Source organism: Streptomyces sp. NBC_01428 (assembly GCF_036231965.1).
Lineage (GTDB): Bacteria > Actinomycetota > Actinomycetes > Streptomycetales > Streptomycetaceae > Streptomyces.
On record NZ_CP109499.1, the window covers coordinates 3,886,173 to 3,900,006 of the forward strand.

General features: G+C 73.6%; 7 protein-coding genes. 1 reads left to right on the top strand and 6 read right to left on the bottom strand.

Annotation, left to right across the window (positions count from 1 at the left end; all coding sequences use genetic code 11):
- Window positions 1–119 precede the first annotated feature (119 nt).
- A complete protein-coding gene (locus OG406_RS16745) occupies window positions 120–1,145 on the top strand; it encodes an LAETG motif-containing sortase-dependent surface protein (protein WP_327409115.1) in 1,026 nt (341 codons plus the stop codon).
- Between the two features lie 125 nt (window positions 1,146–1,270).
- Here OG406_RS16745 and OG406_RS16750 read toward each other — a convergent pair whose 3' ends face one another.
- The 6 genes from OG406_RS16750 to OG406_RS16775 form a co-directional block, all read right to left on the bottom strand.
- Window positions 1,271–3,097, bottom strand: coding sequence for a GMC oxidoreductase (locus OG406_RS16750; RefSeq protein WP_443067083.1), 1,827 nt, complete (start codon window positions 3,095–3,097; stop codon window positions 1,271–1,273).
- A 51-nt stretch (window positions 3,098–3,148) separates the two neighbouring features.
- Window positions 3,149–4,957 carry a succinic semialdehyde dehydrogenase gene (locus tag OG406_RS16755; RefSeq protein ID WP_329186444.1) on the bottom strand — a complete coding sequence of 603 codons (1,809 nt, stop codon included), beginning with the start codon at window positions 4,955–4,957 and terminating at the stop codon, window positions 3,149–3,151.
- A 150-nt stretch (window positions 4,958–5,107) separates the two neighbouring features.
- Window positions 5,108–6,820, bottom strand: coding sequence for a serine/threonine-protein kinase (locus OG406_RS16760; RefSeq protein WP_329186446.1), 1,713 nt, complete (start codon window positions 6,818–6,820; stop codon window positions 5,108–5,110).
- 146 nt (window positions 6,821–6,966) lie between these two features.
- The gene (locus OG406_RS16765; protein ID WP_329186447.1) at window positions 6,967–8,610 is read right to left on the bottom strand and encodes a serine/threonine-protein kinase; all 1,644 of its coding nucleotides are present in this window, start codon (window positions 8,608–8,610) and stop codon (window positions 6,967–6,969) included.
- Window positions 8,611–8,669: 59 nt separating this feature from the next.
- The gene (locus OG406_RS16770; protein ID WP_329190846.1) at window positions 8,670–10,373 is read right to left on the bottom strand and encodes a serine/threonine-protein kinase; all 1,704 of its coding nucleotides are present in this window, start codon (window positions 10,371–10,373) and stop codon (window positions 8,670–8,672) included.
- A gap of 207 nt (window positions 10,374–10,580) precedes the next feature.
- Entirely contained in the window at window positions 10,581–13,790 is a 3,210-nt protein-coding gene (locus tag OG406_RS16775) for a protein kinase (RefSeq protein ID WP_329186448.1), read from the bottom strand.
- Window positions 13,791–13,834: the final 44 nt, after the last annotated feature.

Here is a 13,834-nt window from a genome sequence, read left to right on the forward strand (position 1 = left end):
GCCTTCGCCGGTCACACCTGCAGAACCAACGGCCACACCCGCGCCCCACAGCGGAGGCCTCGTCCGCACCACCCACCCGTGCGCCTCGCGTCGACGCGTACCGGACTCCCGAGGTCTTCATGAAGATTCGCCGTGCCCTGGCCACCGCGGCCGCGACGGCTGTCATAGCCCCGCTCGCGCTGCTGTCGGTCGCCCCGGCCGCCCTCGCGGAGGAGAGCGCCACCCCGAGCGCGAGCGCGAGCGCGTCCGAATCCGCGTCGGAGTCGGCCTCCGCGAGCCCGACCCAGACGACCCCGGAGCCCACGGACACCACGTCCGCCTCGGCGACGGCGACCGCTTCGGGCAGTTCCGGCCCGTCCGCGTCGGCACCGGCGTCGGAGTCCGCCCCGGCCTCCGCGTCCACCTCGCCGTCCTCCTCCGCCTCGCCGAGTCCGAGCGGGAGCACCCCGGCGGACATCTGCGTCGACGAGAACGGTGAGGACGTCAGCGAGCTGAGCGCCGACCTCACCAGCAGCCTGACGGGCCTGCCCCAGCGGATCGTCGCGGGCGCCGGCTGGACCGCCTTCAAGTACAACGTCTCCAACCACGGCGACCGCGCCATCGCGGACATCACCCCGCTGATCGGCGTCGCGGCCGCGGGCTGGGACGGCAGGGACTACTCGGGCAAGATCACCGTCCAGGTCCTCGACAAGGCCTCCGGCTCCTGGAAGGAGGTCGCCGGCGCGGCGGGCGAGGGCGGCACGTTCACCCCGTTCTCGCTGAACGCGGGCGCCTCCACCTCGTACCAGCTCCGGCTGAGCGTCAGTGGCAAGGTGCCGGACGCCGTCGGCATCACCGCGGGCTTCGCGCAGTACGCGGACGACGCGGGCTGCTGGATCGCGGACGACCCGAACGGCTGGATCTACGAGTTCGCGATCCTGGCCGCCGGTTCGGACGCGGGCGACCCGCCGGACTCCAAGCCGCAGACCGGTGGCGCGAAGGAGATCAAGGACGTCAAGAAGGTGGACGCCACCGGCTCGCTCGCCGAGACGGGTTCGTCCTCCGCCCTGCCGACCATCGCGCTCGCCGGTGGTATCGCCGTCGTCGCCGGTGCCGGCGCGCTGATCGTCGTCCGTCGCCGCAGGTCCGGTGACGCGACCGCCTAGCACGAACGGACACCCCAGCACGCGGGCCTCGGCCCCGGACGCGAAGAAGGACCTGCGCCAGGAGGGGGGCGCAGGTCCTTCTTCGCGTGGTCCTTCTCCGCGGGGTCCTGGACGGGTTGTCCGGTCTATGCCGTCGGCGGCACCGTCGGCATGCCCAGGAACGGGAGCCGCAGCGCGCCGAACGCGTCGGCCGGGACCGCGGGCCGGGACGGCTCGACCGCCTTGAGGCGTTCGTACGCGGCTCCCGGCGCCGGACGCGGATCGGCCTCGCCCTTGTTGGGCCAGAAGGACATCGCCCGCTCGGCCTGCGCCGTGATGGTCAGGGACGGGTTGACGCCGAGGTTCGCGGAGACGGCCGAACCGTCGACGACGGAGATCCCCGGGTGGCCGTACAGCCGGTGGTACGGGTCGATGACCCCGTCCTCCGCGCCCGCGCCGATCGGGCAGCCGCCGAGGAAGTGCGCGGTGAGCGGCGTGCCCATCAGTTCGCCGACGTTGCTGCCCGCGAAGCCGTTGATCTCCTCGGCGAGGGTGGTGGCCGCCTGCGAGGCCGCCTTGATCTGCTTGGGGTTGGGGGCACCGTGTCCCTGACGTGCCGTCAACAGTCCCTTGCCCGCGCCCTTCGGCTTCACGTACGTCGTCAGGGAGTTGTCGAGCGACTGCATGACGAGCCCGATGATGGTGCGCTCGGACCAGCGCCGGTTGGACAGCGACCGGAGCACGAGCAGCGGGTGCCGGGCCGCGTTGGCGAACCAGCCCGCGACCCTCGACGAGCCCTCCGCGTAGGGGACTTGGAGGATGGACAGGCCGCCCATCGCGTTGGATCCCCTGCCGTAACGCACGGGTTCGATGTGCGTGTTCTCGTCCGGGTGGATCGAGGACGTGATCGCGACACCCCGGGTGAAGTCGGCCTTGGGCGTTCCGTGCAGCTTGCGGTACCGCCGGTCGTCGGTCTGCGCGCCCACCAGGGCCTCGGAGTTGGTGCGGGTCAGTTCGCCCAGCCGCTTCGACAGGTACGGGAGCTGCCCGCCCGCCTTCATCCGGTGCAGCAGGGTCTGGGTGCCGTACGTGCCGGCCGCGAGGACGACCCGGCGCGCCGTGAGCGTGCGCCCCTCCCCCTTGCGCCGCTCGTCCGTCGGAAGCGTCTGCACGGCGTACCCGCCCCGCGAGTCGTCCGTGACCGACACGACCGTCGTCATGGGGTGGACGACGGCACCCGCCTTCTCCGCGAGGTAGAGGTAGTTCTCGTTGAGGGTGTTCTTCGCGCCGTGACGGCAGCCGGTCATGCACTCGCCGCACTCGGTGCACGCCTTGCGCGCGGGGCCCGCGCCGCCGAAGTACGGGTCGGCGACCTCCTGGCCCGCCGTCGCCTTCGCCGCTCCGTCCGCGTCCTGCCCGTCGCCGAAGAACACGCCGACCGGCGCCAGGTGGAAGCTGTCCCCGACGCCCATCCGCTCGGCGGCCGCCTTGAGGTGGACGTCCGACGGGGTCATGGTCGGGTTGAGCCGCACGCCCAGCATGCGCCGGGCCTGGTCGTAGTACGGCTTCAGCTCCTCCTCCCAGTCGGTGATGTCCTTCCACTGCGGGTCGTCGAAGAACGGCTTCGGCGGTACGTAGAGGGTGTTGGCGTAGTTGAGGGAACCGCCGCCCACCCCGGCGCCCGCGAGGACCATCACGTTGCCCAGCAGATGGATGCGCTGGATGCCGTACATGCCGAGCCGCGGGGCCCAGAGGTAGTTCCTGATGTCCCAGGAGTTCTTGGGGAGCGCCTCGCGGGTGAAGCGCCGGCCCGCTTCGAGGACACCGACGCGGTACCCCTTCTCCGTGAGCCGCAGGGCGGTGACGGAGCCGCCGAAGCCGGAGCCGACGACGAGCACGTCGTAGTCGTACGTTCCCTCGCCGGTGTCCGCTGCCGCGTCCGGCTGTTCCTGGACAGAGCTCTCCTGTGACACGTGCTGCTCTCCTCGTCGAGAACGGTTGGGACCGGGCGGGCGGGACGGGGCCTACCGGAGGCGGAACGCCTTCATGACCTTCAGGCTCCGGCTCATGAACGCCGCGTACTTCTCGTCGTCCATGCCGAGGGACGGGGCCATCGGCAGCAGGCGCTGCTGGGCGACGGTCTGCGCCTCGGTGTACTTGAGGATGCCCTCGGAGCCGTGCCGGCGGCCGAGGCCGGAGTCCTTCATGCCGCCCATCGGCGACTGGACGCTGCCGTACGCGGGCGCGTAGCCCTCGTTGACGTTCACCGTGCCGGTGCGCAGCCGGGCCGCGACGGCGCGGCCACGCCGGCCGTCCTTCGTCCAGACGGACGAATTGAGCCCGTACGGAGTGGCGTTGGCGAGTTCGACGACCTCGTCCTCGGTCGAGAAGCGGTAGAGGGAGACGACGGGCCCGAAGGTCTCCTCGGCGCAGACGGCCATCGGGGCCTCCACCCCGTCGAGGATGGTGGGCTCGAAGAAGTAGGGGCCGATGTCAGGGCGGGCGACACCGCCGGCGAGGACCGTGGCGCCCTTGGCGACGGCCTCCTCGACGTGTCGCGTCACGGTCTCCAGCTGGCGTTCGCCGACCAGCGACCCCATGTCCGCCCCGTACGCGAGGGACGTGCCGAGCCGCATCGCCCTGGTGCGGGCGGCGAACCGCTCCGCGAACACGTCGGCGACCGACTCGTGGACGTACAACCGCTCGATGGAGATGCAGAGTTGGCCGGCCGAGGAGAAGCAGGCGCGGACGGCGCCCGCGGCGGCCTTGTCGATGTCGGCGTCCTCCAGGACCACCATCGCGTTCTTGCCGCCGAGTTCGAGGGAGACCCCGACGAGCCGGGCGGCGGCGCCCTGGGCGACCTCGCGGCCGGTGCGGGTGGAGCCGGTGAACGAGACGTAGTCGGCGTGCCGGACGACCTCGGGTCCGACGACGGGCCCGTCCCCGAGGACGACCTGGAAGACCTCGGCGGGCAGCCCGGCCTCGACGAGGAGGTCACGCGCCCACAGGGCGGTCAGGCAGGTCTCGGTGTCGGGCTTCATGACGACCGCGTTGCCCGCGACGAAGGCGGGCAGCGCGTCGCCGACCGACAGCTCCAGCGGGTAGTTCCAGGGCGCGATCTGCCCGACGACACCGCGCGGGTGGCGCAGTTCGGTGACCTTGGTGAGGGTGGGGACGGCGCCGGTGTGGCGCTTCGGGCGCAGATAGGCGGGCGCCTTGCGGCCGTAGTGCCGGGCGGCGACCACGACGGCCTGGACCTCTTCGTGCGCGTGCAGCCGGGCCTTGCCCGTCTCCAACTGGATGAGGTCCAGCACCTCGGCCTGGCGGGCGAGCACAAGGTCGTGGAAGCGCAGCAGGACGGCGGCCCGCTGCCGGACCGGGGTGGCACCCCAGGCGACCTGGGCGGCGCGGGCCCGCTCGAAGGCCTTCTCGACGTCCTCGGGGGTGGACTCGGGCAGGTCGGCCAGCTTCTCGCCGGTGAACGGCGTGTGGTTGGCGGTCCGCCCGGACCCGACGACTCCCTTGGTGAGCTGCGCGACCAGCTCGGGGGTCACGACGTCCGCCGCGGTGCGCGCCCCGGAGGGGGCGGGGGCGAGGGGGTTGGTGCCGACGGGTGCGGCCTTGACGCCGGCCTCGTCCGGGGCGGCGGCGACCGGGACCGGCACGGCGTCCGGCGCCTCGGCGACCGCTGTCGGCGCCGCGTCGGGCGCCTCGGCGGCGGGGGCCGGATCCGCGTCGGGCAGCGCGGTGGCTCCGGCTGCCGCGTCGGCGGCGGCCGTCTCGTCGGTGCCGGTCTTTTCCGTGGCCTGCTCCGCGGCCTGCGAGTCCGTCATGAGCGGCAGGGTATGCCCGCTCGCCCCCTTTGGGTACCCGTCGGTAACGTCCTTTCACCGACCACTCACACACCGCCAGCGATCACTGGCAGCAAACGCGCTGATCAGGGCGTTGTCGGTACGGCGATCGCCGGTGCCGCAGTTTTTCGCTCACAGCTTGTCCACGTCCAGGTTCGCGATGGCCTGCCGGGCGACCTCGCGTCCGCGATCGGTGAAGTCGCCCTTGCCCGGGTAGCTGACCGTGAGCTTGTACATGTCGCCGGCCGCCGACTTGTAGTAGAAGAGCCGCAGCTCGCGCGGGCGCGGGTTCTCGCTGTCGGTGGTCTTGTACGTCAGCGTGTTCTCGGCGGACTTCCTGCCCCGGTAGGTCGTGTTCCCGTCGGTCTCCGTCCGCGGCCCCTCGGGCATGCTCAGGCTGTACTCGCCGCTCTGCTTGAAGTCGCCGTTGTCGGCGTACATCTCGGCCGCCGCGGAGTCCTTGATCTCCTTGTTCGCGTCCTCCGACTTCTTCGCCAGGGTCAGCCCGATCCAGATGCTGCCGCTCCAGTCCGTGTACGTGACCCAGTGCGTCTTGTCCGAGGACCGGTCCGGCGTGGACTGCTGGTAGTCGGCCGGCACCGCCAGCGTCGCGGCGACGTCCGTCACATGATGCTTGCTCCAGCCGTCGGGCAGCGGTCCGGCGAACGGGTCGGCGATCACCAGGTACGCCGCCACCGCGAGGGCGACGACCGCCGCACCCACGCCGATCAGCGCCTTGCGGCCGAGCCGGACGGTGAGGCCGCCGGTCCCGGCCGGCCCCGTCGGGCTCGCCACGGTGACCACCTGCGTCGGCGCCGGGGCAGGAGGCCGGGCCGCCTCCTCCAGGAGACGCCGGACCCGGTCCGCGCCGGGGCGGTGCGAGGGGTCCTTGGCGAGCAGGCCGTTGATCACCTCGGCGAGCGGACCCGCGGCAGAGGCGGGCACCGTCGGCGTGGAGTTGAGGACCGACTGGAGCGTGGCGGGCGTGTTGCTGCGACGGAACGGCGAGACGCCCTCGGTCGCCGTGTAGAGCACCACGCCGAGCGACCAGAGGTCGGAGGCGGGGCCCGGCCGCTGCCCGAGCACCCGCTCCGGGGCGATGTACTCGGGCGAGCCGACGAAGCCGCCGGTGTCGGTGAGGCTGGTCTCGCCCTCGATCTGGGCGATCCCGAAGTCGGTGAGCACGACCCGGTCGTGCCGGCCGAGGAGCACGTTGTCGGGCTTGACGTCCCGGTGCAGGACGCCCGCCGCGTGCGCCGCCTCCAGCGCACCGAGCACCTCCAGGCCGATCCGGGCGGCCTCGCGGACGCCGAGGGTGCCCTCCTGGAGGGCGTCGCCGAGCGACCGGCCGCGCACCAGCTCCATGACGATCCAGGGCCGGCCGTCCACGACCGCGACGTCGTGGACACTCACGACGGCCGGGTGGTCGAGCCGCGCCGCGGCGCGCGCCTCGCGCCGCATCCGCTCGTAGACATTGGCGCGTTCACGCTCGGGAAGATGGTCCGGGACGCGCGGTTCCTTGACGGCGACCTCGCGGTCCACGGTCTCGTCCTTGGCGCGCCACACCGTGCCCATGCCGCCGTGGCCGAGCTTGGAGAGCAGCCGGTAGCGGCCGGCGATGAGCCGCCCGGCGCCCGGGTCCTGCACGGGCGGCTCCGGACGCGCCTCCTGCTCCGGCTGCGCCTGCTCCGGGACGACCCGGGTCGGCGTGGCGTACGGATTGCCCGGGTACGGGACGGCGGCCTGTGCCTCCGGCCGGTGTCCCGGCGCGGCGGGCCGTGGTGGTTGCAGACCGAAACTCGTCGGTTCTTCGCCCCCGTGAGGGACTCCCCCGTTGTCGCTCATGGGTCATCTCTATCGCGGCGGGGCCGTCGGTATCCAGCCCTGTCGCCCGCCGGTCACAGACCCGTGACGCGCACCATCCCTTATCTCCCGTTCCTACCGGTTCGCGTGAACTGCTCTTCCGCGAACGCCTGTTCAGGACCGGGCCGTCACGTGCGGGCGAAGGTGTCCACGGCCACGTCGAAGTACTCCTTCGCCTCCGTCAGCCGGCCGACCGGCGCCGACACCCACACGTCGTACATCCGGTCGCCCTCCTCCCAGCACAGGTCGTAGGTGTGCCGGGCACCCTCCGCCGCGGTGAAGCCGTCCCAGGTGAACTCCCAGAGGGCGGCGGGGTGTCCGCCGCGCGTGGTCCGGGTGACCCGGCCGTCGCGGTAGCCCGGGTTGGTGGAGGACCCCTTGTCCGCCGCCCGGCGCATCACACCGAGCGGGCCGCCCGACGCGGGTTCGGACACCTTGACGCCGAGACGGAAGACCTGCCCGGGTGACATGTAGAAGACCCGCTCCCCCTGCGGGTCCCGGGTGAAGTCCTCGGGCACGGCCAGCGCGAAGCCGTACGGATCGGACGCCAGGCGGTATCCGGAGGGTGGCGCGGGACGGGAGCCGGTGGCGGTCGCGGGTTCGCGGCCGGTGGCCGTGGGGGCGGCACTGGCGGGCGACGCCGGACGGGTGCCGGACGCCGAAGGGCCCTCGCCGGGGGTGCGGGCCGTGCTGCCGGGCGCGCTCGACGAGGGCGGCGGGCCGTTCCCGTCACCACCGTCGTGCATCAGCAGGGCCGCCGCCGAAACTCCGGCCCCGGCCATCGCGGCGACCAGCGCGGCGGCGACCAGCAGACCCCGCGCGGACTGCTTGGGCGGGCGCTCCTCCGCCGTACCGGAAGAGGGCGACGGCCTGGGTACCGGCCGGTGCAGCGGATTGTCCCGCCGGGTGGGCGTGTACGGGGCGGACCATCGCGGGGTGCGGCCGGTGTCCCGGAAGGCCCGCAGCAGCCGCTCCGCCTCGGCCGCGTCGATCCGCCGCTCCGGGTCGCGCTCCAACAGGCCCCGCACGACGGGCAGCAGGGGCGTGGCCTGCGCCGGGGGACGGATCTCGTCGACGACGACCGCGTGCAGGATGCCGCCCAGCGAGTCACGGCGGAAGGGGGACGCGCCGCTCAGCAGCGTGCACAGCAGCGCACCCAGGGACCACAGGTCGGACTCGGGCCCGGTCCTCGCCCCGGCCATCCGCTCCGGCGCGGTGTACTCGGGCGAGCCGACGAACGCGCCGGTCTCGGTGAGCGTCGTGGCGCCCGCGACCTGGGCGATCCCGAAGTCGGTGAGGACGACACGGTCGGTGCCCGCCTCGACGAGGACGTTGGCGGGCTTGAGGTCGCGGTGCAGGACACCGGCCTCGTGCGCGCGGCGCAGCGCCCCGAGCAGGTCGATGCCGATCCGGGCGGCCTCGCGGGCGTCGACGGGGCCGCGCGCCGAGATCCGCTCGGCGAGCGAACCGCCGTCGATCAACTCCATGACGATGTACGGACGTTCGTCGTCCACGACGACGTCGTGGACGACGATGATGTGCGGGTGGTGCAGCTGCGCCACGGCCCGCGCCTCGCGCAGGGTGCGGTCACGCTGGAGGCGGGTCTCCTCGGCGGAGAGCGAGTCGTCGAGGACCAGTTCCTTCACGGCGACCTGCCGGCCGAGCAGTTGGTCGGTGGCGCGCCAGACGACGCCCATGCCGCCCCGGCCGATTCTCGCCTCCAGCCGGTAACGGCCCGCGATCAAACGGACGTTCTCCCCCTCGGTCCCCATGGGCCCCATGATGCACCAACGGACGGAGACCCTCCGGAGCGGTGTCGTCGCCGTGGGTGTTATCCGGCCTCGGCCCAACTGCGCAGGACCGCGCCGAACTGCTGACGCGTCACGATCCAGTCCTCCAGCGGCGAGGACATGTAGATCGCGTACTCGACGCCCTTGCGGGAGATGTAGGTCTCCTCGATCGCGCGGCGCAGCCCCGGGAAGTCGGTCTTGCCCTCCTCGGCGGTCCAGGTGAAGTCCCAGAGGGAGCCGCGGCAGTCCCGGAAGGTGTTGGCCCCGGGACCGTCGCTGGTGTAGTTCTTCAGCTTCTTCAGCTGCTGCTGCAGGTCGAGCTGATGGCGGTACGGGTCGTCGAAGTCCGGTGACTCGTCGATGGCGATCCGGACGAAGTGCTGGCCGCCGTCGGGGCTGTAGTCGATCTGGGAGCCGTTGACCGTGCGCTTCCAGTCCTTGCCGGGCAGGGCGAGGCGGAAGCCCAGGGGGTCCTTCACCCGCACCCACCCCTTGGGCAGGCTGTCGGCCGGCGCCTTGGACGCGCTGTCCGAGGGCGTCGGCGTCGGCTTGTCGCCGGTGCCGGTGCCCTTGCTCCCACCCGTCGAGACGGACGAGGTGTCGTGCCGCCAGCCGTCCGCGTACCGCATGACCACGGCACCGCCGCCCCCGACCACCGCGGCCAGGACCAGGACGAGCGCGACGGTACGGCCGCGCCGCCGCTTCCCCGGCACCGGACCGCCGGGCGCGGGCAGAGGCTGGTACGCGGTCCCGGCGGGACCTGCCCCTCCGGTGGACGGTCCGTAGGGCCCGCCCCCGTAGGACGGGCCGCCGTGGGTACCGCCCCCGTGAGTACCGTTTCCGCCGGGCGCGTTCCCCCGGACGGCGTTCGGGTCCACGCGCGTGTCCGTGTGCTGGGCCGTCGGTACATGGGCCTGCGCCGTCCGCGGGCGGCGGCCCTCGGCGGCCTCGGCGAGCATCTCCTCGGCCTCCGCGGGACCGGGCCTGGCCTCCGGTTCCTTGCTGAGCAGCGCGGCGATGACCGGCTCCAGCGCACCCGCGTTCCGCGGCGGCTCGGGGTCCTCGTCGACGACGGCCTGCATCGTGGTCAGCGGGGAGGTGCGCCGGAACGGCGAACGTCCCTCCACCGCCGTGTACAGCGTGGCCCCGAGGGCCCACAGGTCGGAGGACGGGCCGGGATCGTGGCCGCGCACCCGCTCGGGTGCGAGGTAGTCGACGGATCCGACGATCTCGCCGGTGCGGGTGATGGTCGTGTCGCCCTCGACCTGCGCGATCCCGAAGTCGGTGAGCAGCACACGCCGGTCGGGCGACAGCAGGACGTTGCCCGGCTTCACGTCGCGGTGCAGCACACCGGCCGCGTGCGCGGCGCGCAGCCCGCGCAGCACCCACAGCCCGATCCGCGCCGCCTCGGCCGGTTCGATCCGGCCCCGGTCCTTGACCTCGTCGGCCAGCGAGTTGCCCTCGACCAGCTCCATGACGATCCAGGGCCGGTTGTCGTGATCCAGCACGTCGTGGATGGTGACGACGGCCGAGTGGTTGATCCGGGCCGCGGCCCGCGCCTCGGCGTGGGTACGGGCGAGCAGCCGGGCACGATCGCCCTCGGCGGCGTACAGCGCGGCGGTCAGCTCTTTGACCGCGACCGTGCGGTGCAGCACCTCATCGTGCGCACGCCACACCCGGCCCATGCCACCGCTGCCGATGGAGTCCACAAGCCGGTAGCGGCCCGCAAGGAGCAGGCCCTGCATCTGATTCACGTTTCCCCGCAATGGTCTTGACAGGGTCAGACTAAAGATCGGTCACCGCGCAGGGAACAAGCGGGGTCGTACGGAGACAGCACTGTGACGGTTCTCCCTTCGGTGTACGGGAGGGAACCGTTCGGTGTTCAGCCGTCCTCAGCTGCCTGAACGCGGCCGCGCACGGGCGGAACCGTGCCGGACGGTCAGGGAGCCCGCTCAGCCGGTGACTTGGTAGGTCGCGGAGGCCTGCTCGTAGAGCCGCGTCACCTCGTCGCGTTCGGCTTCCGGGCCGCGCAGCTGCACCACGTGGTAGTGCCCGCCGGCGATGATCGCGAGGTTGCGCACGTAGAGCGAACGCCCCGCCGAGTCCTGCCAGGTGAACTGGCCCTCGGCCATCACCCGGCCGCCCACGTCGATGCGCCGCATCCCGCTGGACGTGGCCCACGTCGAGTCGCGGAAGGGCTGCAACTCCTTCTCGGTCTCCCGCTGGTACGTCATCGGGTCGCTGCCGTAGGTGCTCGTGCTGTCCCGGCCCGGAACGACGATCAGCTCGAAGTCCCCGTGGGAGTAGACGACCTGGCCGCGTCCGTTCTTCGGCGTGCGGTCCCAGCCGCTCGCCACGGCGACCCGGAATCCCGCGGGGTCCTTGCGGAGCGTGAAGCCCTGTGCGACATCGGGATCGCCGGCGCTGCCGCCGGACGTCGAACTCGCCTTCCCCGACGGACTCTTGTCGGCGGACGGCGAGGTCTGGTCGGGCCGCGGCTCGCTGCTCGCGTCGGTGCCGCCACCGGTGTCGGGGGCGGGACTGACCTGCCCGACGGCACCGGTGCCCTGGTCGTCCGTGCCGCCTTCACCGGACTTGGGCAGGAAGACCATCGCGTACGCGACCGCCGCGACCAGCAGGAGCAGCACCAGGAGGACCAGGTTGCGCCCCAGGCTTCGGGGCTTGCCCGATCCCTCCCGCCTGCCGCGCTTGTGCCGGGCGTGCGGGCTCGTCGCGGGAAGTCCGGCGCGGCGCCTGCGGACCAGCTCGCCCCGACGCCGGACGATCGGCAGCCGGCTCGGGTCGACGGGCGGCGCGGCCACGACGTGCGCCCCTGCCTCGGGTTCCGGCGCGGAGCGCACCAGCGACCGCAGCCAGCCGCGCAGTTCCTCGAAGTCCAGCCGCTCGGTGGGGTCCTGACGCAGCAGCGACTCGACGACGGGACGCAGCGGGCCGCACTCCTCGGCGAACGCGGGCGGCTCGGCGCACACCAGCTGGACCAGCTCGGCCGTGTTCTCCTCCGGGTAGGGCGCGTGGCCCTGTACGGCGCGGAAGAGCAGGGCGCCCAGTGCCCACAGGTCGGTGGCGGGTCCGATGGGGGCCGCCAGCTGCCAGTTCTCGTGGACGGGGCCGGCCTGTTCCGGTGCCCAGCGTTCGGTGACCGGCCCGACCACGGCCATCCGTGCCTGCCGTGCCCGCTCGGCGGCGAGCGCGGTGGCGGGACCGCGGCGCGGCGGCGCACCGGCGACCAGTTCGCCCCATCCACCGCTCGCACCCTGGGTGCCGTGCGAGGCGGGAGCGGCGAGCTGAGGGGCGCCGGGAGCGCGGGTGTGGTCCGGAACCGGCGCGGCCGGTGAGGTGCCGGGCACCCGGGTGTGGCCCGCGTCCGGGTAACCGCGCTGCTGACCCGGGATCTGAGGGGCGCGGAGGCCGCCGGGCCCGTGACTGTTGTCGGGAACCCAGCCCTCGGGGGCCCGGTTGCCCTGCGTCCTTCCGCTGTCGGGGGCGCCAGCGGGCCCGGGCGCACCGGGACGGCCGCCGTACTCCGTGGCGGACGACTGCTGCTGCGCCGGACCCGGCGCGGGGTTGCCGTATCCCGTGGCTCCCGGGCCCGGCCGACCGGCCGTTCCACCGGCAAGCGTGTGGCGCCCCTGGCCGCCGTCCCCGCCGGTGCCTCGCGCGGAGCGCGGCTGCGCGCCGTGCCAGCCGGCACCGCCGACTCCGTACGGGTCGGCTATCTGGCCGGGGGGCGCGCTGGGCGGACGCTGCTGTCCACCCTGGGCGGGCAGGTGGGGAACTCCGTACGCCTGGGTCTGCTGCGGGTCGGCCGAGGAGCCGTACTCCGGGGCCTGCTGGGGGTCGGCCGCCGGGTCGTACCCCTGGCCGTAGGGCGAGGGAGCGGCGCCGTACTGCCCCGGCTGAAGCGGTTGCCCGTACGGGCCCTGCTGCGGGTACTGCCCGTGCGACTCGGTCTCCTGGGCCTGCTCGCCGCTGGTCCCGGGCCGGGGCGCCGGGAGGGCGAGCGGGTCGCCCCGCTGCTCCTCCTGCACGCGGGCGGCGGCTCGCGCTCCCGCGCGGTACGCGGCGATGGCTCCCGCGCGCGCCGCGCGGATGTCGCCTCCGGGACCGTCCGCCCGGCCGCCCGCCTCGGGCGTCTCGACCGGTTCGCCGGGTCCCGGCCGCGGGCCTCCCGGACGGGCGGGGCCGCCCGCTTCGAGAGCGCGCGGGCCGCGGGCCGGTGCTCCTGGCGTGGGCTTGCCCGGTACGGGCGTGCCCTGCTCGGCACGGGCCTCGATGGCCGCGCGCCGGGCCTCTTCCGCGTCGGCGCCCGAGGTGGCCGCGACGGCGACCCCGTGCGCGGTGCCGCCTCCGAATCCGATCCCGCCCGCGGGACCGTGGCCGCGCGGACCGCTCCGGTCGCCGGTGCCCCGCTGCGCGCCCGGGCCGGCCTGGCCGCCGGGCCCCTGCTGCCCCGCGAAGCCACGGCGGGCGACGGTCTCGGTGCCCGTCCCGGCCCCGGGGCCGGGCTCAGCTCCGAGGTCGTCCTCGCGGACCGGCACCGGGTCGTACCCGCACAGCGCCTCCTCGGCGGCTCCCGCCGCGAGTCCGGTCAGCAGCACGCGGCCGTCGTCGCAGACGAGGACCGTGCGCGCGGTGATGTTCCGGTGCACCCAGCCGTGCGCGTGCAGGACCCGCAGTGCGGTCAGGACGTCGGAGGCGACCTCGGCGGCTCGGTAGGGGCTGAGGGGCTTCTCGGCGAGCAGGGCCGCCAGCGACCTCGCGGGCACCAACTCACTGACGATCCACAGCGACCCGCCTTCGGCGAACACGTCGAAGACCTGGTCGAGCCGGGGGTGGTCGGGGATCTGCGCGGCGGCCTGGGCGGCCTCGATCGCGCGCCGCACGGCCGGTTCGGCGGGCCGGCGCGTGGTGCGCGCGGACGCCCGCCGGGCTCCGCCGTCCCGCGCGACGAAACCCTCGGGCAGGCCGTCCGCGTCGAGCATCTCGGCCTCGACGACCTCCGGCAACGGCACCTGCCGCACCAGGACTTCCTGCCCGCTGTAGGTGTCGAAGGCGCGGCTCTCGGCGAGTTCGTACTCGTCGGACGGCGGCAGTGGCAGGCGGTACCGGTCCGCGAGTACGCGTCCCGCGTATTCGTCCACGATGCCTCCCCCAGCCGACCGGTCGGTCAATTCCGTTCGCCCTG